Source organism: Acinetobacter higginsii (assembly GCF_000369845.1).
Classification (GTDB): domain Bacteria; phylum Pseudomonadota; class Gammaproteobacteria; order Pseudomonadales; family Moraxellaceae; genus Acinetobacter; species Acinetobacter higginsii.
Map to the genome: position 1 here is coordinate 151794 of NZ_KB850211.1, position 25350 is coordinate 177143.

Genomic DNA, 25350 nt, shown 5'->3' on the forward strand with positions numbered 1-25350 from the left:
TCGGTAAGAATCCACAACAAGTTGTTCTTCGAAGATGTATCTGAGGGTCTGTAGCTCAGTTGGTTAGAGCACACGCTTGATAAGCGTGGGGTCACAAGTTCAAGTCTTGTCAGACCCACCAAATCTGATTGCAGTAGCTTAGATTGAAAGATATGTCGTTCATTAAGTGATAAGCTGGGGACTTAGCTTAGTTGGTAGAGCGCCTGCTTTGCACGCAGGAGGTCAGGAGTTCGACTCTCCTAGTCTCCACCATGTACTTTACGGAGTACGAGCTAAAGATTACAGAATTTAGTAAGCAGTTGGCTTATTAACTTCTGTGATTTATCACAGTTTACTACTCACCGACGAGGTGGTAGTTAATCATTAACAGATTAGAAAATTGAGTCTGAAATAAATTGTTCACTCAATTCATTCGAAAGAATGAGATTGAGAACTAGCAAAAACACTGAATCAAGCGTTTTGGTATATGAATTTAGATTGAAGCTGTATGGTGATTAAGTTCACAGACAACGAATAGTAGCAATTAAGTTTGCAACGATAACACTCACTTGTATGTGTTAACGACTGTTTGGGGTTGTATAGTCAAGTAATTAAGTGCATGTGGTGGATGCCTTGGCAGTCAGAGGCGATGAAAGACGTGATAGCCTGCGAAAAGCTCCGGGGAGGCGGCAAATATCCTTTGATCCGGAGATTTCTGAATGGGGGAACCCACCCGCTATAAGGCGGGTATCATAAGCTGAATACATAGGCTTATGAAGCGAACGAGGGGAAGTGAAACATCTCAGTACCCTTAGGAAAAGAAATCAATTGAGATTCCCTTAGTAGCGGCGAGCGAACGGGGAGCAGCCCATTAAGTTGTGTGTGTTCTAGTGGAACGCTCTGGGAAGTGCGAACGTAGAGGGTGATATTCCCGTACACGAAAGGGCACACACAATGATGACGAGTAGGGCGAGGCACGTGAAACCTTGTCTGAATATGGGGGGACCATCCTCCAAGGCTAAATACTCCTGACTGACCGATAGTGAACCAGTACCGTGAGGGAAAGGCGAAAAGAACCCCTGTGAGGGGAGTGAAATAGATCCTGAAACCGCATGCATACAAGCAGTGGGAGCCGACTTGTTCGGTGACTGCGTACCTTTTGTATAATGGGTCAGCGACTTATATTCAGTAGCAAGGTTAACCGAATAGGGGAGCCGTAGAGAAATCGAGTCTTAATAGGGCGTTTAGTTGCTGGGTATAGACCCGAAACCAGGCGATCTATCCATGAGCAGGTTGAAGGTTGGGTAACACTAACTGGAGGACCGAACCCACTGTCGTTGAAAAGCCAGGGGATGACTTGTGGATAGGGGTGAAAGGCTAATCAAGCCTGGTGATAGCTGGTTCTCCCCGAAAGCTATTTAGGTAGCGCCTCGGACGAATACCATTGGGGGTAGAGCACTGTTTCGGCTAGGGGGTCATCCCGACTTACCAAACCGATGCAAACTCCGAATACCAATGAGTACTATCCGGGAGACAGACTGCGGGTGCTAACGTCCGTAGTCAAGAGGAAAACAATCCAGACCGCCAGCTAAGGCCCCAAAATCATAGTTAAGTGGGAAACGATGTGGGAAGGCATAGACAGCTAGGAGGTTGGCTTAGAAGCAGCCACCCTTTAAAGAAAGCGTAATAGCTCACTAGTCGAGTCGGCCTGCGCGGAAGATGTAACGGGGCTAAAACTATGTGCCGAAGCTGCGGATTTGACTTTAAGTCAAGTGGTAGGGGAGCGTTCTGTAAGCCGATGAAGGTGTATTGAGAAGTATGCTGGAGGTATCAGAAGTGCGAATGCTGACGTGAGTAACGACAAAACGGGTGAAAAACCCGTTCGCTGAAAGACCAAGGGTTCCAGTCCAACGTTAATCGGGGCTGGGTGAGTCGACCCCTAAGGCGAGGCCGAGAGGCGTAGTCGATGGGAAATTGGTTAATATTCCAATACTTCTGTGTAATGCGATGAGAGGACGGAGAAGGTTAAGTCAGCCTGGCGTTGGTTGTCCAGGTGGAAGGTTGTAGGCATGTATCTTAGGCAAATCCGGGGTACTCTATGCTGAGAACTGATAGCAAGCTGTACTTGTACAGTGAAGTGGCTGATACCATGCTTCCAGGAAAAGTCTCTAAGCTTCAGTTACACAGGAATCGTACCCGAAACCGACACAGGTGGTCAGGTCGAGTAGACCAAAGCGCTTGAGAGAACTCTGCTGAAGGAACTAGGCAAAATGGTACCGTAACTTCGGGAGAAGGTACGCTGCTGACGGTGATGGGACTTGCTCCCTGAGCTATTGGCAGCCACAGAAACCAGGCCGCTGCAACTGTTTATTAAAAACATAGCACTCTGCAAACACGAAAGTGGACGTATAGGGTGTGATGCCTGCCCGGTGCTGGAAGGTTAATTGATGGGGTTAGCGTAAGCGAAGCTCTTGATCGAAGCCCCAGTAAACGGCGGCCGTAACTATAACGGTCCTAAGGTAGCGAAATTCCTTGTCGGGTAAGTTCCGACCTGCACGAATGGCATAATGATGGCGGCGCTGTCTCCAGCAGAGGCTCAGTGAAATCGAAATCGCTGTGAAGATGCAGTGTACCCGCGGCTAGACGGAAAGACCCCGTGAACCTTTACTGCAGCTTGACATTGAACTTTGACCTTACTTGTGTAGGATAGGTGGGAGGCTTTGAAGTTAGAACGCTAGTTCTAATGGAGCCGTCCTTGAAATACCACCCTGGTAATGTTGAGGTTCTAACTCTGCCCCGTAATCCGGGGCGAGGACCATGTCTGGTGGGTAGTTTGACTGGGGCGGTCTCCTCCTAAAGAGTAACGGAGGAGTACGAAGGTGCGCTCAGCGTGGTCGGAAATCACGCGTAGAGTATAAAGGCAAAAGCGCGCTTAACTGCGAGACCCACAAGTCGAGCAGGTACGAAAGTAGGTCTTAGTGATCCGGTGGTTCTGTATGGAAGGGCCATCGCTCAACGGATAAAAGGTACTCTGGGGATAACAGGCTGATACCGCCCAAGAGTTCATATCGACGGCGGTGTTTGGCACCTCGATGTCGGCTCATCTCATCCTGGGGCTGAAGCAGGTCCCAAGGGTATGGCTGTTCGCCATTTAAAGAGGTACGCGAGCTGGGTTTAGAACGTCGTGAGACAGTTCGGTCCCTATCTACCGTGGGCGCTGGAAATTTGAGAGGATCTGCTCCTAGTACGAGAGGACCAGAGTGGACGAACCTCTGGTGTACCGGTTGTGACGCCAGTCGCATCGCCGGGTAGCTATGTTCGGAAGGGATAACCGCTGAAAGCATCTAAGCGGGAAGCCTACCTCAAGATAAGATTTCCCTAGGAATTTATTCCTCTAAAGAGCCGTTCGAGACTAGGACGTTGATAGGTTGGGTGTGGAAGCACGGTGACGTGTGAAGCTGACCAATACTAATTGCTCGTGAGGCTTGACTATACAACACCCAAACAGTTGTTGTATTCAAGATAAATTCAATACATAACTTGATTTAGTGTGAAATCTAGTTACAATACCGACTCAATGATCTAATCCGTTAATAACTCTTTGGACCGTAAGTAAGGCATACGATGAATACATCGTGATTAAGACCCGAAAGCACCACAACAGTTTGCTGGCGACAATAGCAAGAGTGAACCACCTGATCCCTTCCCGAACTCAGAAGTGAAACCTCTTAGCGCTGATGGTAGTGTGGCACTTGCCATGTGAGAGTAAGTCATCGCCAGCTTTTAAATTAGAACACCCCCAACCAACGGTTGGGGGTGTTTTTTATTGGGAAGAGGAAAATGTGTGGTGGGAGAATTAATCGTAAAATTTGAGCTAGGGCTTTTATAGTAGGTGTAAAGAAAAGTCCTTTCTGACAATTTTTGATGAATATTATAAAAGATTGGACGTATGCTAGTTTTTTGAACAGATAAGTCCGTTGAAAAGGTTTTTCCTTGTATGCGGAAACATTGCTTTATGTTATAAATATTTTTATAGGCATGTTTTTTGCTTATTTTAATAAAAGGAAAGACTATGAAATTATCTGTTGGATTGAAAGTTGCGAACAGCTTATCGTTAACTCCTCAATTGCAGCAGGCCATACGTCTTTTACAGTTATCCAGTTTAGAACTTGAACAAGAAATTCAAATCCAGTTAGACAGTAATCCATTACTTGAAAAAATAGAAGATATGGGGACCATGGAAAGTCTTTCTTCACTAGAAGAAAAAGAGAATGGAGACTTAACCACTGAACTGAATGCGGATCATCTTCCAAATGATTTACCCGTTGATACTGAATGGGATGATATTTATACCCATCAATCTACTGCGTTGGCCTCACCAGAATATGAAGAAAGAGAAGACAATCGTCAGGTACATTTAAGCCTCAAAGAGCATATTTTAGATCAAGTCAATCTCTTGCATTTTTCAACGGTAGACAAATTGATTGCATATTGCATCGTAGACTCCCTTGATGATAAAGGATTCCTCGACGCAGAGTTGGATGACATTTTACTTGCTGTTTCCCGTCTTTTACAGGAAATGGAGAGTGAGGAAGAGGTTGAGCAAGATGAAATTATTGTTGTTTTAAAACATATTCAACGTCTTGATCCTATTGGTGTCGGTTCCAGAAATTTAGCAGAATGCTTGAAAATCCAACTTGAAACTTTTAATGAAAAAGTTCCCTATCTAGCTGAAGCTAGAAATTTATTGAAATATTATGAGTTATTGATTTCGAATGATTTGAATAAGTTGTTAAAGCAAACAGGGTTATCTAAAGAGCAATTAAAAAGTGCCGTTGATTTGTTAAAGACTTTGAAGCCTTATCCTGGGTTGGAGTTCAATCAACAAGAATCTGAATACCAAGTTCCTGATGTAGTCGTGTCGAAGAAAGATCAACATTGGCAAGTTCAGCTTAACCCTGATGTATTGCCTAAGTTACGGATCAATTCTTTTTATTCAGGCATGATTCGTCGAGCTGATCAAAGTGACGACAATGTCTATTTGCGCAATCAAATGCTGGAAGCGAAGAATTTTATCAAGAGTATTGATGAACGTCATAAGACTTTGTTGAAAGTAGCAACGTGTATTGTTGAGCATCAGAGAGCTTTTTTGGAGCAAGGCCCAGAAGCGATGAAGCCTTTAGTACTTCGTGATGTGGCAGAAGAAGTTGAATTACATGAGTCGACCGTATCTCGTGTGACAACCAATAAATATATGCTGACACCACGTGGTTTATTTGAATTGAAATACTTCTTTTCTAGTCATGTTGGAACAACAACAGGTGGGGAGGCTTCATCGACGGCAATTCGAGCCATGATTAAAAAACTCGTTTCAAGTGAGAATCCACGTAAGCCTTTGTCGGATAATGCAATTGCTGAAATGTTGAAGAATGAAGGGATTGAGGTGGCTCGACGCACGGTGGCAAAATATCGTGAATCGTTACATATTGCCTCATCTTCTGAAAGAAAAGTCTTGATCTAAATTTCAAGGTGTGACTATTCTAGGGGTTCATTATTACGGAATAATGAATTTTTTTAATGATCACTAGAGGAATCGCTGAAATGATTTAATGGATATTGAACCACTGATAATGTGCATTAAATTTGCTGAAGCGATTTTCTTGTATCCTGAGAAAAAGGTGAGGGATAGAATTATGCAAATAACGATTCGTGGGCACCATTTAACCATTACACCAGCCATTGAAGAAAATATAAAAGAAAAGTTTAGTCAAATGACCAAACATCTAGATCAGGTCAATAGTATGCAAATCAAGCTGGCTAAAGATCATCAAATTGACAAACGTTCACATAAGGGTAGTGCAAATCATATCGCTGAAGCGATTATACGTTTGCCGGGGGTAGAACTGTTTGCACAGGCGACAGCCGATGATATGTATACTTCAATTCGAAAACTGACAGATAAATTAAAACGCCAGCTAGCAAAACATCGAAAAATTCAATGTTCGTATCAGCATGAACTGGCACTTTTGAGTTAATTTTTTATTTTGTATAAGAGGCTTTTTGTGAAGCCTCTTTTTTTATTGATAAAAAAAGAAACTGCTTACTGAATTATGTGAAAAAGTTATAGTAAAATAGCTGGTTTTACACCAATGGTTGTATAAGAGGCCTTGTAATGAATAGTGAGCAGCTCACGCAAATTTTAAAAGAAGCTTTCCCTGAAGCAGAAGTAGCAGTGAGCGGTCAAGCTGGGAAATTTGACCTTCGTATTGTGGATGATCAGTTTGAAGGTAAGCGTACCGTTGCTCGTCAACAAGCCGTTTATGCACCTCTAAATTCTTATATTGCGAGTGGCGCAGTTCACGCTGTTACGATTCGCGCAATGACAAAAGACGAATGGCGCAAAGCAAGCCTTTTCGGAGCTTAAATATTAATGGATAAATTTTTAATTACGGGCGGTGTTAAGCTCGAAGGTGAAGTACGCATTTCTGGTGCTAAAAATGCAGCTTTACCTTTACTTGCAGCAATGATCCTTGCTGACTCTCCGATTAAGCTAACCAATGTACCTAATCTAAAAGATGTAAATACATTGGTTAAGTTGATTGCTGGTCTTGGTGTGACCATGAGCTATGAAGGTGAAACGGTTTGTGCTGACGCATCAACATTAGATAACCAGTTTGCACCATATGAACTTGTACGCACCATGCGTGCATCTATTTTGGTGCTTGGTCCTTTGTTAGCGCGTTATGGTAATGCAAAAGTATCATTACCAGGCGGCTGTGCGATTGGCTCACGTCCAGTCGATCAACACTTAAAAGCTTTAGAAGCTTTAGGTGCGCAGATTGAAGTTGAAAATGGCTATGTGCATGCTTCAGTTGATGGTCGTTTGAAAGGCGGTGAAGTTGTCTTTGATATGGTGACCGTTGGTGGTACCGAGAATATCTTGATGGCTGCGGCACTGGCTGAGGGTGTGACCACGATTCGTAATGCTGCTCGTGAACCTGAAATTACCGATCTTGCGCAAATGTTGATTAAGATGGGCGCTAAAATTGAAGGTTTAGATACAGATACTTTAGTTGTTACTGGTGTTGAAAGTTTGCATGGTTGTGAATATGCCGTTGTTGCAGACCGTATTGAAACAGGTTCATATTTAGCTGCCGCTGCCATTACTGGTGGACGAGTGAAGACTACCCATACTGATCCTTCATTATTAGAAGCAGTATTGGATAAGTTTGAAGAAATGGGTGCTGAAGTCACGCGTGGTGATGATTGGATTGAATTGGATATGCAGGGCAAACGTCCTAAAGCTGTGAGCTTTAGAACATTACCGCATCCAGAATTTCCAACAGACATGCAAGCGCAAATTATGGCAGTCAATGTGATTGGACGTGGCTTTGCAACGATTTCTGAAACCATTTTCGAAAACCGTTTTATGCATGTACCAGAACTTTCACGTATGGGTGCTAACATCCAGGTTGAAGGGCATGATGCGGTGGTAACAGGTGTAGAAACACTTCAGGCTGCACCTGTCATGGCGACAGATTTACGTGCTTCATTTTCACTTGTTTTAGCTGCTTTGGTTGCTGAAGGTGAAACATTGGTTGACCGTATCTATCACATTGATCGTGGTTACGAACATGTGGAAGAAAAATTGCAAAGTTTAGGTGCTCAGATTAAGCGAGTAAAAGGATGAATGACTTAAGAAACGATGATCCAAATTTTGACGTAATGGGCAATTTTGATCATGGTTTAACTTTAGCACTCAGTAAAGGTCGTATCTTAAAGGAAACATTACCGTTGCTTGAAAAGGCGGGTATTAATTTACTTGAAGATCCAGATAAATCACGCAAATTGATTTTTCCAACCACGCACAAAAAAGTTCGTATTTTGATTCTACGTGCGTCTGATGTTCCGACTTATGTTGAGAATGGTGCAGCAGACTTTGGCGTAGCGGGTAAAGATGTATTGATGGAGCATGGTGCGCAACATGTTTATGAGTTGCTCGACCTAAAAATTGCCAATTGTAAGTTGATGACGGCGGGTAAAGTCGGCATGGAACGACCAAAAGGCCGTTTAAAGATCGCGACCAAATACGTTAACTTGACTCGTCAATACTATGCAAGCCTCGGTGAGCAGGTGGATGTAATTAAGCTATACGGATCAATGGAGCTTGCACCTTTGGTTGGGTTAGGTGATTACATTGTCGATGTGGTTGATACGGGGAATACTTTACGTGCCAATGGTTTGGAGCCATTAGAAGAAATTTGCAAAGTTTCTTCACGCTTAATCGTCAATAAGGCGAGCTTTAAGCGTAAGCAAGCGGTGTTAAATCCGATTTTGACGCAACTTGAACAAGCTATTAAAGCACGTCAAAACTGAGTTTTAGATTGAATTGAATAAAAAAGGTCAGCTTCGGTTGGCCTTTTTATTTGAGTTTATCTGGATTACGTAAAGAATAAATGCTTTGCAGTTGTTGCTGATCATTGAAAGCAAAAGTAAGTACCATGACACAACAATGGTCTGAGTCATAGAGTTTAAAACCGACACCGCCATTGATATGGCACATATCCCAAGAGAGTTCAGTCCACGCTTGAAAAAGCAAGCGTTCAAAGAAACGTAATATAGGCGGTTGGCCAATGAAAGGCTGTCGAATAGCTGAGACTTTACCACCGCCATCCGCTGCAAATTGGATATCGTCACTAAGTAATTGTGTGAGTTGATTCAGGTCGTGTGAATGAATGGCGACCTTGAAGGCATTGAGTAAGTTGATTTGCTGCTGAGTCGGATGATTCGAGAGAACATTCGGTTCATCTGCAATACGTTTTCTGCTGCGGGCCACCAATTGTCGACAATTACTTTGTTGTTCCCGAAGGATTTCCGAAATTTCAACATAGTCAAGATTAAAGATGTCATGTAGTAAATATGCCGCACGCTCTTTAACTGAAAGTTTTTCAAGAATCAAAAGGAAAGCTGTGGAGAGGGTATAGTCGGATTCGACCGAGAATGTTTCTGTATGATGATAGGGTTCAGGTAACCATGTTCCCGTATATTCAGTTCTAGACCTGTGGTGAGCACGGAGTAGATCAATGCAATGGCGTGTGCATACAGAGGTCAACCAAGCTTGAGGATTGAGAATATCTTGCTTAGGTTGCTGTTGCCATTTTATAAAAATATCCTGTAAGACATCTTCAGCATCACTTGTTGTCCCTAATAGTCGATAAGCAAGACCGAACAGGAATGTTCGGCTTGTCTCAAAAATAGTTAAATCTTGTTGGCTAATCATGCCTGATGCTTTCATAGATGTTAATGCTGTGAAATTGCAATTCGATTCCACAAATTAATCATGCCAATCAGTAAAGTTAAAGCTGAAATTTGTGGCTCACTGAAATATTTTAATAGTGTTATACGGAAAGGCTCATAATCAGTGAGCGGGTGTAAAGTCGTGAGTGCTTCAACCCAAGCAAAGGCGGCTTTTTCCTGATCTGTATAATCATTGCAATGTCGCCATACCACCAAACGGTCCAAACGTGATTGTATTTCACCATCTTCCAAAGCTTCTGTGATATGCATCTTCACACAAAAAGCACAGCCATTGATTTGTGAGGCGCGTAATAGAACAAGATGATAAAGCGAGCGATCTATCAAAGCTGAATCGAGAATGTTTTGATGGACTTGATAGAGATGATGAATTGACTCTGGTAAATGTTTTTTAGGATGAATATTGAGTGTCGTCATTATAGTGTTCCTGAGTAAAATCAACGTAGGTATTCATTTGACGACTCAGCCTTTTGTTTTGTGACAAATGGAATAAAAAAATTTAACTTTTTGTTTTTGATAGCTAAATGTTTTGATTAAAAAGATAAAAGTAGAAATTGTGGATTGATCGAAGAACCTTCTCTTTCTGATTGATTTTTTTAGCCTATATTGTGCCCACAAGTACACTGAAAAAGAGTAAACTTAGCGCTCTCTTATTCGCCTTGTGGGTAAATTGATGCGACGTTTATCGACTCAGGATCAAAATTTTAAACAGACATTTGCTGAACTTTTAGCATTTGAAACGGTTAATGATCCTCAATTAATTCAAACTGTAGATCAAATTATTGCTGATGTACGTCAGCATGGTGATGATCATGTGCTTAAATTAACGCAACAGTTCGATCGACATCCAGCGCATCAATTCTCTGATTTAGAACTGACTCAAGCACAGCTCAAAACCGCATTTGATGGTTTAAGTGTTGAAATCCGTGAAGCATTAGAGCTTGCTGCAAAACGCATTCGTTCTTTCCATCAAGCACAAAAGCAGGAAGGTTGGACCTATCTCGATGAGTTGGGTAATACCTTAGGTCAAAAAGTCACACCTTTGGATCGTGTAGGGATTTATGTGCCTGGTGGATTAGCCTCTTATCCATCATCGGTACTTATGAATGCTTTGCCTGCACATGTTGCAGGGGTTCCTGAAATTATTATGGTGGTTCCGGCACCAAATGGTGAGTTGAATCCATTGGTATTAGCAGCTGCCTATTTAGCTGGGGTGAGCCGAGTGTTTACCATTGGTGGTGCACAGGCCGTTGCTGCATTGGCTTATGGAACACAAACCATTCCAGCAGTAGACAAAATTACAGGACCAGGCAATCGATTTGTAGCAGCCGCAAAACGTGCGGTGTTTGGTCAAGTCGGTATCGATATGATTGCAGGCCCTTCGGAAATTCTGGTCTATGCCGAAGGTGAAAATAATGCTGAATGGCTAGCCATGGATGTCTTGTCTCAAGCTGAGCATGACACCGTTGCACAAGCGATTTTCATTACCCCAGACGAAACGCTGTTAAATGCGGTTGAAGCTGCGATTGAAAAACATTTAACTGAATTACCAAAAGCCGAAATTGCCAAAACATCGATTCAAAATCGTGGTGCATTGGTATTGGTAAAAGATCGTGCAGAAGCAATTGAATTGATTAATCAGGTGGCACCAGAGCATTTGGAACTTTGTCTTGATGATGCTGAATTGATGAGTCAGGAGATTCGTCATGCGGGTGCAATCTTTATGGGACGTTATACCCCAGAAGCCATTGGTGATTATTGTGCTGGTCCAAACCATGTCTTACCGACATCGGGTACTGCACGTTTTTCTTCACCGCTCGGTGTTTATGATTTTCAGAAACGCTCTAGCTTAATTATGTGCTCTGAAGAGGGTGTGAAGAGCTTGGCAAAAGCAGCCGATGTTTTGGCAGTGCAAGAAAATCTTGATGCCCATGCGCGCTCAGCCCGTTATCGTTACCAATAACCGATTCAAAGATTGATAGGGGCTGGTTAGCCCCTTTTTTAGGATACATGAGAGTAGAACAATGACGTTTACAGCAGAACAAATGCGTTTTTGGAGCCCCGAGGTTCGTGAATTAGAGCCTTATGTACCCGGTGAGCAGCCTAAAATTCAGAACTTACTCAAACTCAATACCAATGAAAACCCATATCCGCCATCACCAAAAGTGGTAGAAGCTGTCCAAGCTGTTTTAGCAGATCATGCAGATGCCTTACGTCTATACCCTGACCCAGACGCGACGGCTTTAAAGCAAGCGATTGCCAAGCAGCAGCATGTTGATGTGGCTCAAGTCTTTGTCGGTAATGGGTCGGATGAAGTATTGGCACATATCTTCAAAGCTTTTTTTATCCAGAAACAACCGATTCTCTATCCAGATATTACCTATAGTTTTTATCCTGTTTATAGCCAGTTTTTTGCAACGCAGACCAAGCAGATTCCTTTGAATGAAAAATTCGAAATTGATGTGTCGGATTATGCGCAGGAAAATGGCGGTATTATTATCACCAATCCAAATGCACCAACCAGTATCGCACTTGGTTTAGATGACATAGAACAGGTGCTTAAGGCAAATCCAGACCGTGTGGTCGTGATTGATGAAGCCTATGTTGATTTTGGTGCTGAGTCAGCAGTGCAATTGGTCAATCGCTATGAAAATTTAGTGGTTTGCCAAACGACATCTAAGTCTCGTTCACTGGCGGGCTTACGCGTTGGTTTTGCTATTGCACAAGTACATTTGATTGCAGCACTTGAAGCCGTAAAAAATAGTTTTAACTCCTATCCAATCGATCGTTTTGCGATAGCAGCAGCCGTGGCTTCATTCGAAGATCAAGCTTATTTTGAAGCGCAATGTGCCAAAGTGATTGAGAGCCGAGAAAAATTAGTGAGTGATCTTACAGCTTTAGGCTTTGAGGTATTGCCTTCAAAAGCCAATTTTATCTTTGCTACACATCCGCAACATGATGCTGCTCAGTTGTCTCAACAATTGCGTGAACAGGGGATTATTGTGCGTTATTTCAATAAGCCGCGCATTAATCAATTCTTGCGTATCACGATTGGTACAGATGAACAAAACCAGCGTTTAGTCGATACGCTTAAAACGCAAATTTTATAAATCTGTATTGACGCTTATTGTTCAGAAGTTTGCCATGTATTGAGTAAATCAAGCATGGCAGAAATTTTATCAAAGCATTCTTGATATTCTGCTTCTGCATCAGAAGCAATGGTGATGCCGCCACCCGCCCACATCGATAATTGATCCTGATATTTTTGAATACTACGAATCAAGATATTCCAGCAACCTGTACCATCGAAATTAAAATAACCTAAGCTGCCACAATAAGCACCACGCGGTGCACCTTCTAATTCTTCAATGATTTGCATAGCACGAATCTTCGGTGCACCTGTGATTGAACCACCTGGTAAGGCAGACAATAACATTTGCATTGGATTGATGTCTGCTTTTAAAGTTGCCGTAATTTCGCTGACCATATGATGGACTTGATTAAAGCTTTCAATTTCAAATAATTTGGTTGTTTCAACAGAGCCTGTTTCAGCATAGACACTCAAGTCATTGCGGAGCAAATCGACAATCATGACATTCTCAGCCTGATCTTTTTCAGAGTGGCTGAGTTTATCCTTTGAGATCTGATCTTGTTGTGGATCTTCAAAACGTGGCATGGTGCCTTTGATTGGACGTGTTTTAATTTCTCGGTTGTCCTTGAATTCAATAAAAAGTTCAGGAGAGCAACTGAGCAATTCAAAATCATTGATTTTGAGATAACCAGCATAGGGTGCTTGGGTGAGTTCCCATAAATCATGGGCGCGGCTTAATAATGAACCTTGTACATGCGCTGTAAATTCTTGAGTCAAGTTAATTTGATAACAATCACCCGCTTTGATGTACTCCTGAACTTGGTTGAATGCAGTGAAGTACTGCTGTTTCGTCCAACGAGGGTGGCATTGCTGATTTAAAGATAGTGCATTGAGTTGTTTTGGTGTATTGATCAAATCGGAAATGTGTTGATAGATACTTTCAGCCTGAGCTTCATCACTATAAAAGTACCATTCATCTTGCTGAAACTTTAAAAAGCTGGTGTATTGACCCAAGAAAAAACTTGGCTGTGGGCATGCATCAATTGTTGTAAATTGATCTGCACTATAGTCATAACTAAAGAAGCCAATGTACCCCCCCTTAAAATTATTAGCGTTATTAGAGGCTGTTGAATGGCGAAATTTAGAAAACTCTATCAGCGAAAGTGCTTCAGGTTTTAATTGATATTGATTGAATTGTATTTGTTGAAATTGTTGAAGCTTAGATTGCTGAAAAATTAAAAACTCTTTGGGTAAAAATGCAATAACAGGTGCACCTTGGTCGTGCAAATAAACTAATCCAGTCAAATCAAACAGTCGGGACAGAAGCTCAAATGCAGAAGTGAGTTGCGTGTTAAGCTTTTGCTGAAAATAAGACATAAAACGGAAATACTGGCTATACATTTGAAGTGAGAAATTGTACTACATCCACAAATATCAAACTGATGTTTATCCTACTGTTTGATGAAAAAACGGATGCTTTTGCTCGAAGATTGCTTAGAGCAAATAAATGATGTATTTATCAGATTAGAATGAATAAAGCACTTTTGTTAACACTTCTTATCTGATTTTTGACGATGATAAATGGTCAATAGATTTAGGTTTAGATTTGATGTTCAAAAAATATAATAAAAAATCATGAATAATTACATGTTGTTGTCACGATTTTTTTGAATAGTTTGGATTGAGTGTTTTATATGCCGTTTGTCGGTTAGTGCATAAAAATCAGTTAACAGGAGTTGAACATAAAATAACAAACAGGTAATTTAGTAATTGCTAAGCGAACTACTCAAGGATTGGAAGTTCAAGTTGTCATTTAAGAATAAAACGACCGTGGACAGTTTAGAGTAGTGTAAGTCAAAAAATAAATGCTCTTGGGAGAGTGCTCAATGAAAATGTTTACTAAACTAGCTTTAGTTTCTTCAATGGCGATTAGCGCAAATGCAATGGCTATGCAGTCAATGGATGATGCTGCACTAAGCGCTGCAACAGGTCAAGATGGTATTAATCTTGGTATCGGAATTTCCAAAATTGAAATCGACAAAGTCTTAATCCATGATAATGATGGTTTAGCGACAGATGCAACAATTAGTGGTGGGGTTGCTAGCTCAACTAACCCAGCGATTGCTGGTGGTACAGCGACTGCAGGTGCGATTGTTGTAAATGATATTTCTATCTCGGCTCCAGAAGCGGTTGATGCAAATGGTGTGGGCACAGGTAGTTATGATACATCACGTATGTTGGCAACTGGCAATTTAGCAGATATTCGAATTGACTCAGATGCTGGTGCTGGTAATGGTAATACAGCATTCTTGAATATTGCTGCAAAAGTTTCAGGTTTAGATATCAGTATTGGTGAAATTGGTGTTTCTGCTTCAACAGGTGGCAATACTGGTACAGCAGGTTCTTCTGGTACAGGCATCCGTCGTGGTAATGATACTGCTAACTATAATGCAATTTTATCGGGTTTAACTTTAAAAACTGGTCAAATGAATGCTAACATCCAGTTGGGTGCAGCTCCTCAAGGTGCGATGATCGTATTAGATACCAAAATGGTTGGTGGTTTAGAAATTAAAGATCTTGGTATTCTAGATAACTCTACAAATGGTGCTACGATTGCGACAGGCGTAACGACAACTGCTGCTGGTGAAATTCGTCTTGATAGCATTAAAGTTGCTGATGCTAGTGGTACGGATCTGTCTGTAGATGCTAAAGTGAGTGTTTATGGTCCAAGCGCTGCGAATAATGGCTTCTTGAAAATTGTAACAGGCACAACTAGCCCTGGAACAGACGTTTACATTAAGGGTGTTCATTTGGGTAGTGCTGCTGCTGCATCAATTGGTGATGTCGAAGTTCAAGGTATGCGTACTTATTACAACCCAACTCATGCTTTTGGTGCTGATACTATGGGTACAGCAATTACAATTTCTGGTCACTAATCAGTTTAGTAGCCAAAACAAAAAAAGCGCTTTATGCGCTTTTTTTTTATTTAAGTAAAAATGCTGATCAATAAATTAATAAATGGGTTGCTTATCAAGACGACTTTGCAGGTTTAAGAACTTGGATTGTTATTTTTAATAGGTTATATAAGTAATTTATTGTTGTGAAAGAGTTGCATTAAAGGTGGTAATTGTTTAATTGTGGGCTTAATTATAAAAAAATAACATTCCGTCAAAAAAAACCAAAAAAAAGATGTATTTTCTTATAAAAAAAGGTATCTTCAACTTGCAAGGATGGAGTGTCTTGGACACTAAAAATAAAATGAATAAGGCAAGTGCTGCCATTGTTAGAAAAAGAGACTTATGTTAGAGATCGCTTTAGGCTCGGCATTGATGTATTACTTTACAACGCAAGCCTTTGAAATAGAAAAAAAACCAGAGGGGACTGTATTCTATACAGAAACTTTGGATTCTCGTAACCCTTCGTTCACACGGAATCATCGCGAAGCAGTGGTGATTAAGCCGGCCGTAGAGGAGCAGTTTCGTGGAATTGTTCGCCAAGCTTATGATTATAGCTGTGGTTCAGCAGCATTAACGACACTGTTAAATGGTTTTGGTGGTTTACAATTAACTGAACAACAAACAATGAGCGGTCTACTCCAATATGGAGAGTATCAGCGTATCATTGAGCGTCGAAGTTTCTCCTTATTAGATATGAAACGTTTTGTCTCCGCTCTAGGGATTAATAGTGGTGGCTATCGTGGGGAGTTTTCTGATCTTACCTCTTTGAAACAACCAGCGATTGTTCCTATTACCTATGCTGGCTTTAAACATTTTGTTGTATATAAAGCGTATAAAGATGGAAGGGTTTATGTTGCTGATCCTGCATTAGGAAATATCAGTTTCGATGAGAACCGATTTAAAGATATATGGGACAACAATACATTATTTATTGTTGATATTCCTCAGCAATATCAAAAGAGTTTGTTGGCATTACAAGATGCGGATATGCGCCATGTTGAAGATGCAACCGTAAATCGTTATGCGCTTGCTGAAATTCAATTTCCGACACAAAAACTGGAGCGCCTTGCAGATAAGGCTTCGACAATGCGTCGAGTATTAGATGCGGATCCAAGCTCAGTTACTTATAACCAACCAATTACGACCTATATGCGCTTATATTACAAGCGGAAGTAATTTAGAAAAATCAGTAAAATTAATGTAATAGGATGCAAAGTAAAATGAATCATACATGGATGAAAATGAGTGTGTTGGCCTTAAGTTTAAGTGCGATCACATCTACACTTTACGCAGCAGAACAACAACCTACCACTGAACCTGTAACCTCTGAGGCGGATCAGGTGTCGGTAGCGGATGTACAGGGGAATACGATTGCTGAAAGCCCAGCAAGCGCTGTTGTGAATAATAGCTCGGTTGTTGAGGGAAGTCAGGCTGATCAGGCTGCAAGTGCTTTACAGAAAAAAGAAAGTGATGCAACTCAAGAAACAAATTTACAAGAAGTGTTCACTTCAAATGAGCGTCAGTATTCATTAATTAAAAAAGGTATTTTTTCATCATACTATGATTTGGATTATACCTATTATCGTGATAGTCGTCTTGATTTAGCAATGAGTGATAGTAATAGTTCGCTATCAAGATTGCGTGTAGAGGAAGATGCTAACCATACTTTAACCAATACGTTTACAGTTCAATATGGCGTATTAGATAACGTGACATTATCAGCATCTGTACCTTTTGTAGCTAAAAAAGAACTTTTAAAAGATCAAACAACGGCTGGATTAGGTGATATTAATTTTGGTGCTCGTTGGGAACCATTTCCTTTAAAACAGGGCCGTTTGCCATTGGTTCTATTTGGTAGCTTATCAACTAAAACAGGTGATAGCCCATATGAGGTAGGAGTAGATGAGCTATCAACAGGTAAAGGTTATTATTCAGTTGGTGCTGGAGCAAGTACACGTAAATATATTGATCCTGTTGTATTATTTGCATCGGTTTCAACTAGTTATGGTCTAAAAGAGTCTGGACTCAATCAATTGCGCGGAAGCCGTGTTTTAGAAAGCTTTGATCCGGGCCTCAGCGGTGGATTCTCTTTTGGTTTTGCTTATTCATTTAACTATGACGTGTCATTGACCATGTCATATCAACAAAGCTTTAATACTGGAGCAAAATTCTATTTCGAGAATGATGAAAGTTATAAATCTGCTGACCAGAGTAGTGCTATGTTGTCATTTGCTTTAGGGGTGCGTGTATCGCCTGAAACCATTGTCAATGGTACTGTCGGGATCGGTTTAACGGAAGATGCGCCAGATGTATCACTAGGCTTATCTTTCCCGCTTGATATCATAGGTTTTGGTAAAAAAGCTCGTTAAGGAGATGTAATAATGGTGAAACACCTTAAATTATGTCCATTAACGATAGCAATTTTTTTTGCTGGACTATCGAGTGCTACTCATGCACAACTTGGGCAAGACTTATCAGTAGATTTACGTTCTTTGGCTTTAGGTAATGCAGTTACTGCAGATCCTCCTGGTATTAGTGCAGTTCACTTCAACCCTGCTGCACTTGCTAAACTAGACGGTTTACAAACCGATGTACAAGGGATTCTCGCTAATTTTGCAATTAAACGTGATTATTCTGCACCTGCAGGCTATAACGTTTTTGGTTATTCGGATGACCCATTGGTATGTAATGATGGGCCTGAAGTTGATGCAAATATTTGTACAGATTTTAAAGGGACGGTGAGTGGCGATGTCGAATATGCCAGTATTTATGTTCCTATTTTAAAGAAAATTGTAGATTTAGGGCCTAATTCTCCATTGGTTGCACCGACAGCAGGTATTTCTTATAAACCACCAGGCTCTAAAGTGACATATGCGACAGCAATTTATGCGCCGCTTGTTGCAGGTTTTGGTGCAGAGGATGGTAATCCAAGTAACTATATGGGGCAACAGGTTGCCTTAGAGCGTATTACCTATTTATCACCTTCATTTGGTTATCAGGTCAACGATAATTTGTACCTAGGGGCATCATTTGGAATGTCCTATCAAGCGATTGCGATGAAAACGGACTTACGTTTCCCTAATGAGTTAATTGGGGTATTACGTATGGTCGATGAAGTGGTATGCGGACCATTTAAAGAAAATGGTGACATTATTACAGATTTACTGCTATTTGGTATGTGTAATGCTAAAGAGGGGATGAATCCATTTAGTAAAGTTGGTGCCTTAGATGTATCACTTGAGCAATCATTAAGTCCAAGTTATAACCTAGGTTTGCTTTGGGAACCTACTGATGATTTTAGCTTTGGGATGGTTTATCAAAGTGAAGCGAAAATGCGTTTGCATGGGAAATACTTAATTAATGTGGCTCAGGCACCTAGAGATTTGATTGCAGGTCTTAATTCATCTGCTACGGGTCAAATTCTTGCAGCAATTTTAGGGTTTCCAAGTTATGCCCCAGCTGTAGAATCAGGTTTGTTAGCCATGGATTTTAAATATCCACAGCATTTTAAAGCTGGGATTAAGTATAAAATATTCCCTGATCTTCAAATGAATTTCGATTTGGGGTGGACTGATTTCTCGGCATGGGATAAGTTTCGTTTTGAGTTTGATCGACAAATTTCATTGTTAAAAGTTGCTAAATTATTATCTGCTGATGTAACTGATCGATCATTGTCTTTGCCATTAAAATTTCAGTCCTCTTGGCGTTGGGGAATAGGTTTTGAGTATTCTGCAACAGATCGTTTGAAGCTGCGGATGGGTTATGAACCGCGTACTAGTTCGATTCCAGATGATAAACGAAATACGATGGTACCGATTAATAATGCTCAATTATTTGGTTTGGGCCTTGGTTATCGTTTCGATCCTGATACAGATATTGATTTATCCGTTGGTTTCTTACGCAGTCGTGATGATATTCCTGCAAATACAAGTAGTCTATCCAATAAAACAGGGGTGGATAACCTGTTATTAAATCCTTATGCAGGTTTGAATGTAAAAACAAATACAAAAGTAACTTTACTTGGAATTAACTACAGAACAAGATGGTAATGCAAAAGAAAATGATCCTTCAACCAAGACTTGTAATTTCACTTATATATTTAATGATTGCAAGTACTTCGGTTGTTTACGCAGATGGTTTTTATACAATTATTGGGCCTGATGGTCGACCAATGGTTGTACCGATGAAACTTGGAAAAAAACAAGCTGAGCCTAATCAGCAGAAACAACAAGTTCGTACTGAAAAAACTGCTCAGCTAGCTCCACCTATTGATCATTCTAATCCAGTAAAGACGGTTGCTGTGCCTATTGAGCAGCAAACGGTTGAGTACACTCAACCAATTGAGCTCCCGAAAAAACAGTTCAAGACAATTAAAAACTTTGAAGTTCCTGAGGTTATAAGAGAACCAATGCCTCCTTCTAAAGTGATTGATAAGCGAACAACAAAGGTTCCAGTTTTACCTGTTGAACAATCAAATGTGATTCAAGCACCTACAAGCCAGTTGAAGATAGAGAACTCAGCGACAGAAAAGAAATCAACAGCCATAGAAGAAAAGTCACAGAATCAAAGTGATTCAAATTCTTCAAATAAGGGGGAGCTATCAACTGGATTTAGTCAGGTTGATGGTGTTGATTATGTCAATAATGAATATTTAGAAAATCAAGAATTTAATCTTGATGGCAAAAAACGCTTTTATACGATACCAGACGGCACTGGGCGTACTGAAACGATAGAACGAAAAAAAGGAGTGAGCCGTTCAGTTCTTGATAAGTTGTTGAATCGTTCGCAACAGTCAGTAGCTCCAATCGCATTATCTACTACTTATGTACGTTTATCGAGTGAAGATTTAAAGGTTGCTTTTGAAAATGATCGCTGTTTTCTAGATGGCTATAAGAAATCAATCAAAACCCTTGCACTGAAAAAAGATGTTGGACTTTGGCCTAGAAAACCGTTGAAGGAAACATTCGAATACGAGTTGGTCAAACTAGATTCCTCACCTCAATATATGCAAATCGATTCGTATTCTCCTCGTAATGAAAAGCCAGTATATTATTGGCCTCTAGTCGTATTTTTAGATGAAAATGGTTGTATAGAAGAGGGAGTCAGCGGATTTAAAAATAGTGAAACTGCTGCAACAGCGTTACAACATTCAGCTATACAAGGTGTGATAAAGATACCTAAAGAGGCACGTTATATAATGATGACCCCATTAGCCTCAGCAATTGATGTTTCTGAACAAGAATTATCAAATCAAGGACAGATCAAAATTTCTGTTTTACAGTAAGCATGGATAGGATGAACCAATGATGAACAAAAAAATATTATTGCCATTTGCATTTTCAACATTGGCTATTTTTCTACATGGTTGTGGTGGTGAAAGTAGCAAAATCAATGAGGATCCAACAAAAGGTGTAACAGGCGTTACTTCAAATACCAGCTGTAGTGTGACTGCAGAGGACTGTCTACAATTTGTTTTAGATTATCCTATTTCTGGGCTAAATTTTGATTGTAGTAGCGATAAAGTTAATCACTTTGCAACAAAGTTGGACGGTAATATTGTTACGGGTGCCTGTAAATTAGGTGATAGTGTTACTTTTTATATTCAAGGTGCAGCAAGTCCTCGTAAAATTAGTTTGGGTACTATTCAACTAGATAATATTTCTAAAATTAAACTAGCACTGTTTCCGCGTATTCGAGTTATAGATTTCGCTACGGCACTCACGGGTAAACAAGCTTCATTAAATATAAATGATGAAACAATACGTGTTGCTATGGCCTTAGTGAAAATTTTCCAGAGTGCTGGTTTAGAACAAGATCATAATGTGATTGGAGATATTCAACCAACAGACATTAGTCGTGAGAAAAAGGATCAATTATCCACGATAAGTAAAGATGTCGGTGCTGCTGAATTGGCAAATAGTGAATATGCTGAAATTTTAAAACCATGGTTAGATGTAACCCCTGTTTCTGATGGGCAAGCATTTACAATGGTGACTCAGCTTCTCAATTTGAGTAATTCAGGTATTTGGCAAGCTGATGTACCAATTTATAAAGCTGGTAGTGATGGTACGGTTACCCAAACCCTTAATGGAAGTGGGGTACGACCAGATGGATTCTTTGGATGTAATAAAGCTGTCTATGCGGACTGTATGAAAGCGAGTAATACTTTACTACATTCTATGGGGAGTTTCTTTTTACTCTCGGATCGTCAAGGCTATACGCTTGGTTCTGGTCAACAATGGCGTGGTTCTGCAACTTTGGTAGGAAGTTATGTGACATTGCCGTATATTTTAACAACGAAAGTTAAGCCAAATAGAATGCAGATTAATGCACAAAATGCATGGTTTAATTCGATTAGCCAAGAAGTAAATCCAAATCAACCTTTACGCTTAAGTTTGAGTGCTAATACAACAGATGATGTATTGATTAATCAAGGTAAATTGATGAATGGCAATACAATTGCTGGTACAGAACCTGTTTATAAACAGTTGGTAAAAGCAAAGGATACAGATACCGTTGAGAGTAATCGTTTGGGGGTATGGCAACAAACGATCAGTGGCGATGCTTATAAAGGAACGATTGATATCTTTAAAGTGAATCCATCAAGTTATTTGGATAAAAATATTTTCCAGACAAAGGCAAATGTTAAGTCTGGAAAACCATATCTATTCCCTCTATATGCCACTTTAACGTTTAAATTTAATAGTAAAGATACAACTTTCCCTGCCGTTGATATTGGAATTATGATTGATGAGCAAGGTGATATTCGTACTGATATTAAAAAAGATTCTACCTCCACAGATATGTCAGGAAATTGTGCAAAAACACAGACAAATAATGCGGATGGTACAATTACAGATGAATTTGGTGAAACCCAATATCGTATTGGTACAACAGGTGCAACGCTATTTTCAACTAATGATAAGTCGATTACTGTACGTATGATTTTGTCTAATCCAAAGTTTGGATTGATTGATGGCAATATGTTTGGTTTGAACCTTACGGAAAGCACTGGTGCTAAGATTAATATTCATAATTTATTAAACGGGCAGGCAACAGGAATCAACCTAACAGATTTTTCTAATAATACCGTACCTTGGTCAAACTTTTATGCTGCAGCTCAAGCTTCATATATAGAAATATATGATAAATTAGCAGATGATACAGCACGGAATGCCTATGTGAAGCCAACGGATGAGGAACGTGCATTGGCAAAACGTGTATCTGGTACAGTAAGTATTAAAATTGCAGACCAAAAGATCCCTGCATGTAATGCCATTAAAATAAAGTCTTAAGTGAATGATTAAAAAAGACCGCAATGGCGGTCTTTTTTATTTTAACCCGTATGGTCGAGTCGTGTTCCCAGCGTTTCTAAATGGGTTGGAAAAATCCCTGTTTTACGATCCGCAAAATAATGTCGGAGTGTTTGTTCTACACTCGGAAAAGCCAATTCGGTCCAAGGAATTTCATGTTCTTCAAACAAACGGCATTCGATACTTTCTTCACCCGCACCAAATAAGCCTTGTTTTAAATGCGCTTTGAATAGGACATAGATTTGGCCAATACGTGGGATATTGTACATACAATACAGCTGTTCGATTTCTACTTCGGCCTCGGCTTCCTCACGGGTTTCACGTGCCGCACCTTGCTCCATGGTTTCAAAGAGTTCCATATAACCAGCAGGTAAGGTCCATAAACCATAACGAGGTTCGATTGCCCGACGACATAACAGCACTTTGTTATCCCAAAGGGCCAAAGCACCACAAATGACCTTGGGATTTTCATAGTGAATGTTGCCACAGTGAGTGCAGACAAGTCGTGATTTATGATCACCTACTGGAATTTTTGCTTCAGTTTGATGTCCACACGCAACGCAAAAGCTCATAATTATCATCGGCTGTAGAGATAGCTCAGCATAACTGAATTTTGATGACTTCGCATCATGATCTATGATTGCACCGAAAATTTCAGCTATGATGCTGATTAAGGAAAAAGAGAACAAAGAGATGAGTCATATGGAAGAACCATCGTTAATACAGCTTTTACAACAACGGTTGCGTTTTTCCAAACGGATCCAGCAGGCGGACGCTGCGGTTTTGATTGCAATTACCCAAGAGCCGCAACCCAAAGTTTTACTGACCCGCCGTTCAATGCAACTGTCGCAACATGCCGGGGAGGTATCATTCCCTGGTGGCAAGCGTGATCCGAGTGATACCAGTAATATCGTGGTTGCCTTACGTGAGGCACAGGAAGAAACAGCCTTAAATCCCTTTGATGTAAAGTTGTTAGGTGATTTACCGATTCAACGTGCACGAAGCGGTCTCTCGGTTAAACCGATTGTGGGATTAATCCCTGCTCAGGTCGAATTAATCGCTCAGCCAACCGAAATTGATCGAATCTTTTTTGCACCTTTACAAGAGTTGATGGATGCTCAGCCTTTGCCTTATGAAGTCCGATTGGCACGGCAGTCGCTTTATTTTCCAAGTATGCAGGTGGAAAGTGAAATTGTGTGGGGGCTGACAGCTCGGATGCTGATTTCCTTATTTCAATATGGATTGGGCTATCAAAAGAGTTGGCCATTCTTAGTGAATCCGCCTCATTTTGGTTTATCTAAATTCTAATTTTTTTAAGAGTTGTTGATCATGATGTATACCTATCAGGGATTGAGTCCAAAAGCGTTACATGAACCTTGGGATGGCTGGGTTGCTCCAACAGCAACAGTAATTGGTCAAGCAGAATTGGGTCGTCAGGTGAGTATTTGGTTTGGCGCTGTGGTTCGTGCCGATAATTGTGTGATAAGAATTGGTAATTTTTCCAATATTCAGGAAAATGCAGTATTACATACTGATGCAGGCATCGAATTGAATGTGGGTGAATATGTCACGATTGGGCATAAGGTGATGTTGCACGGTTGTACGATTGGCGATAATTCCTTAATTGGCATGAATGCTGTAATCCTCAACAATGCAGTGATTGGCAAGAATTGTATTATTGGAGCCAATGCTCTGATTCCTGAAGGGAAAGTGATTCCTGACAATTCAGTCGTGATGGGATCACCGGGGAAAGTAGTGAAAACGCTGGATGAGCAAGGGGCTGCCCGATTGCGTTTAAGTGCCTTGCATTATGCAGAACACTATAAAAATTTCTTAGATTTAGAGCCGTTCCAGTTTTAATCATTTCAGTGTAATTAGCCAAGTTTATGCTTGGCTTTTTTATGGCGATAAAAAGACAATAACTCGCCTATCGCGTTTGAGTGGAGTATGATACTCGACGTTTTTTATCTCTTTTTCTCTAAGGTTTTTGCATGAAGTTGCTTGCATTGGAAACTGCAAATGAGCAGTGTTCTGTTTCATTAATTGATGATACTCAAGAACTCTATTTTCAATTGGATGAGCGAACCAAGGCACAAACTCAAACCATTTTACCTTTAACGGAACAAGCCCTGTTGCAAACCGATACGCAATTGGCTGACTTAACTGCGATCGCGTTTAGTCGTGGTCCAGGATCATTCAGTGGTGTACGCATCAATGCGGCGGTAGCACAGGCCTTAGCGTGGTCGCAAGATTTACCTGTTATTCCTGTTTCAAGTTTACAGGCTTTGGCGCAGGCGGCTTATCGTCTCAATGGCCTAGAGCAGGTGACAGCCGTTCTCGATGCGCGTATGCAAGAAGTCTATATTGCCAATTTTAGTCTAGATGAGCAGGGCATGATGCAGGCCATTGATGATGAGAAATTGTTAAGTTATGAGCAGGCCACAGCGTATTGCCAATTTACAGCGATCGGTTCGGGTTCAGAATTAATTAAGCCAACTGACATAGACTCAGAAGCGGCTTCCAATCAGCACACGTCAAATGTCAACATCAAGGCAACGGCGCAGGACATTGCAACGATTGCCCGCGTATATGCGGCACAACAAAAATGGGTCGATGCTGAATATGCGCTGCCTGTGTATTTACGTGATGATGCTTGGAAAAAAATTCCCGAACAAGGTAAAGCGGACTAAGGTTA

Annotated in this window: 20 protein-coding genes, 2 tRNA genes and 2 rRNA genes; 20 read left to right on the top strand and 4 right to left on the bottom strand. The window is 40.7% G+C overall.

The window, feature by feature from the left end:
* The first annotated feature begins 44 nt into the window (after window positions 1-44).
* The 9 genes from F885_RS19235 (at window position 45) to hisG (ending at window position 8355) form a co-directional block, all read left to right on the top strand.
* Window positions 45-121: transfer RNA gene (locus tag F885_RS19235), tRNA-Ile, on the top strand.
* A 55-nt stretch (window positions 122-176) separates the two neighbouring features.
* Window positions 177-252: transfer RNA gene (locus tag F885_RS19230), tRNA-Ala, on the top strand.
* A 328-nt stretch (window positions 253-580) separates the two neighbouring features.
* A 23S ribosomal RNA gene (locus F885_RS19225) occupies window positions 581-3472 on the top strand.
* A 174-nt stretch (window positions 3473-3646) separates the two neighbouring features.
* Window positions 3647-3761: ribosomal RNA gene (rrf, locus tag F885_RS19220) — 5S ribosomal RNA — on the top strand.
* 290 nt (window positions 3762-4051) lie between these two features.
* On the top strand, window positions 4052-5500 hold the full coding sequence (locus F885_RS19215) for an RNA polymerase factor sigma-54 (RefSeq protein WP_005205749.1): 1449 nt from the start codon (window positions 4052-4054) through the stop codon (window positions 5498-5500).
* Window positions 5501-5672: 172 nt separating this feature from the next.
* Entirely contained in the window at window positions 5673-6014 is a 342-nt protein-coding gene (hpf, locus tag F885_RS19210) for a ribosome hibernation-promoting factor, HPF/YfiA family (RefSeq protein ID WP_004655596.1), read from the top strand.
* Between the two features lie 137 nt (window positions 6015-6151).
* Window positions 6152-6403 carry a BolA family iron metabolism protein IbaG gene (gene ibaG, locus F885_RS19205; RefSeq protein WP_005151378.1) on the top strand — a complete coding sequence of 84 codons (252 nt, stop codon included), beginning with the start codon at window positions 6152-6154 and terminating at the stop codon, window positions 6401-6403.
* 6 nt (window positions 6404-6409) lie between these two features.
* Complete coding sequence (murA, locus tag F885_RS19200; protein ID WP_004804524.1) at window positions 6410-7669, top strand: UDP-N-acetylglucosamine 1-carboxyvinyltransferase; 1260 nt, start codon at window positions 6410-6412, stop codon at window positions 7667-7669.
* Window positions 7666-8355 carry an ATP phosphoribosyltransferase gene (hisG, locus tag F885_RS19195; RefSeq protein ID WP_005151374.1) on the top strand — a complete coding sequence of 230 codons (690 nt, stop codon included), beginning with the start codon at window positions 7666-7668 and terminating at the stop codon, window positions 8353-8355. Before murA ends, hisG begins: the two co-directional genes overlap by 4 nt.
* A 46-nt stretch (window positions 8356-8401) precedes the next feature.
* On the opposite strand, the gene F885_RS19190 is transcribed toward hisG, so the two are convergent.
* Together F885_RS19190 and F885_RS19185 are read right to left on the bottom strand one after the other, a co-directional pair.
* On the bottom strand, window positions 8402-9274 hold the full coding sequence (locus tag F885_RS19190; protein WP_005312330.1) for a sigma-70 family RNA polymerase sigma factor: 873 nt from the start codon (window positions 9272-9274) through the stop codon (window positions 8402-8404).
* A 5-nt stretch (window positions 9275-9279) separates the two neighbouring features.
* The gene (locus F885_RS19185; RefSeq protein ID WP_005205747.1) at window positions 9280-9711 is read right to left on the bottom strand and encodes a carboxymuconolactone decarboxylase family protein; all 432 of its coding nucleotides are present in this window, start codon (window positions 9709-9711) and stop codon (window positions 9280-9282) included.
* Window positions 9712-9967: 256 nt separating this feature from the next.
* Between F885_RS19185 and hisD the strand changes: the two genes are divergently transcribed.
* Both hisD and hisC read left to right on the top strand, forming a co-directional pair.
* Window positions 9968-11257: a histidinol dehydrogenase gene (gene hisD, locus F885_RS19180; RefSeq protein ID WP_005312333.1), complete on the top strand. Its 1290-nt coding sequence runs from the start codon at window positions 9968-9970 to the stop codon at window positions 11255-11257.
* A 61-nt stretch (window positions 11258-11318) separates the two neighbouring features.
* On the top strand, window positions 11319-12404 hold the full coding sequence (gene hisC / locus F885_RS19175) for a histidinol-phosphate transaminase (RefSeq protein WP_005312336.1): 1086 nt from the start codon (window positions 11319-11321) through the stop codon (window positions 12402-12404).
* Window positions 12405-12418: 14 nt separating this feature from the next.
* Here hisC and F885_RS19170 read toward each other — a convergent pair whose 3' ends face one another.
* Window positions 12419-13762: an anthranilate synthase component I family protein gene (locus F885_RS19170; RefSeq protein WP_032858972.1), complete on the bottom strand. Its 1344-nt coding sequence runs from the start codon at window positions 13760-13762 to the stop codon at window positions 12419-12421.
* Window positions 13763-14271: 509 nt separating this feature from the next.
* Between F885_RS19170 and filA the strand changes: the two genes are divergently transcribed.
* The 6 genes from filA (at window position 14272) to filF (ending at window position 22637) form a co-directional block, all read left to right on the top strand.
* Entirely contained in the window at window positions 14272-15321 is a 1050-nt protein-coding gene (gene filA, locus F885_RS19165; protein WP_005205743.1) for a putative pilus system protein FilA, read from the top strand.
* Between the two features lie 363 nt (window positions 15322-15684).
* The gene (filB, locus tag F885_RS19160; protein WP_005312342.1) at window positions 15685-16518 is read left to right on the top strand and encodes a putative pilus system C39 family peptidase FilB; all 834 of its coding nucleotides are present in this window, start codon (window positions 15685-15687) and stop codon (window positions 16516-16518) included.
* 44 nt (window positions 16519-16562) lie between these two features.
* Complete coding sequence (gene filC / locus F885_RS19155; RefSeq protein ID WP_005205739.1) at window positions 16563-17711, top strand: putative pilus system protein FilC; 1149 nt, start codon at window positions 16563-16565, stop codon at window positions 17709-17711.
* Window positions 17712-17726: 15 nt separating this feature from the next.
* Window positions 17727-19391, top strand: coding sequence for a putative pilus system OmpP1/FadL family transporter FilD (gene filD / locus F885_RS19150; protein WP_171061074.1), 1665 nt, complete (start codon window positions 17727-17729; stop codon window positions 19389-19391).
* Window positions 19392-19444: 53 nt separating this feature from the next.
* Entirely contained in the window at window positions 19445-20626 is a 1182-nt protein-coding gene (gene filE / locus F885_RS19145) for a putative pilus assembly protein FilE (protein WP_407636621.1), read from the top strand.
* A 19-nt stretch (window positions 20627-20645) separates the two neighbouring features.
* Entirely contained in the window at window positions 20646-22637 is a 1992-nt protein-coding gene (gene filF / locus F885_RS19140) for a putative pilus system protein FilF (RefSeq protein WP_005312351.1), read from the top strand.
* Window positions 22638-22678: 41 nt separating this feature from the next.
* On the opposite strand, the gene F885_RS19135 is transcribed toward filF, so the two are convergent.
* Entirely contained in the window at window positions 22679-23227 is a 549-nt protein-coding gene (locus tag F885_RS19135) for an NUDIX hydrolase (RefSeq protein ID WP_005205731.1), read from the bottom strand.
* Window positions 23228-23348: 121 nt separating this feature from the next.
* Between F885_RS19135 and F885_RS19130 the strand changes: the two genes are divergently transcribed.
* The 3 genes from F885_RS19130 (at window position 23349) to tsaB (ending at window position 25345) form a co-directional block, all read left to right on the top strand.
* A complete protein-coding gene (locus F885_RS19130; protein ID WP_171061072.1) occupies window positions 23349-23963 on the top strand; it encodes a CoA pyrophosphatase in 615 nt (204 codons plus the stop codon).
* Between the two features lie 24 nt (window positions 23964-23987).
* Window positions 23988-24515, top strand: a complete 528-nt coding sequence (locus F885_RS19125; RefSeq protein ID WP_171068186.1) for a gamma carbonic anhydrase family protein — start codon at window positions 23988-23990, stop codon at window positions 24513-24515.
* A 131-nt stretch (window positions 24516-24646) separates the two neighbouring features.
* Entirely contained in the window at window positions 24647-25345 is a 699-nt protein-coding gene (gene tsaB, locus F885_RS19120; protein ID WP_005312356.1) for a tRNA (adenosine(37)-N6)-threonylcarbamoyltransferase complex dimerization subunit type 1 TsaB, read from the top strand.
* Window positions 25346-25350: the final 5 nt, after the last annotated feature.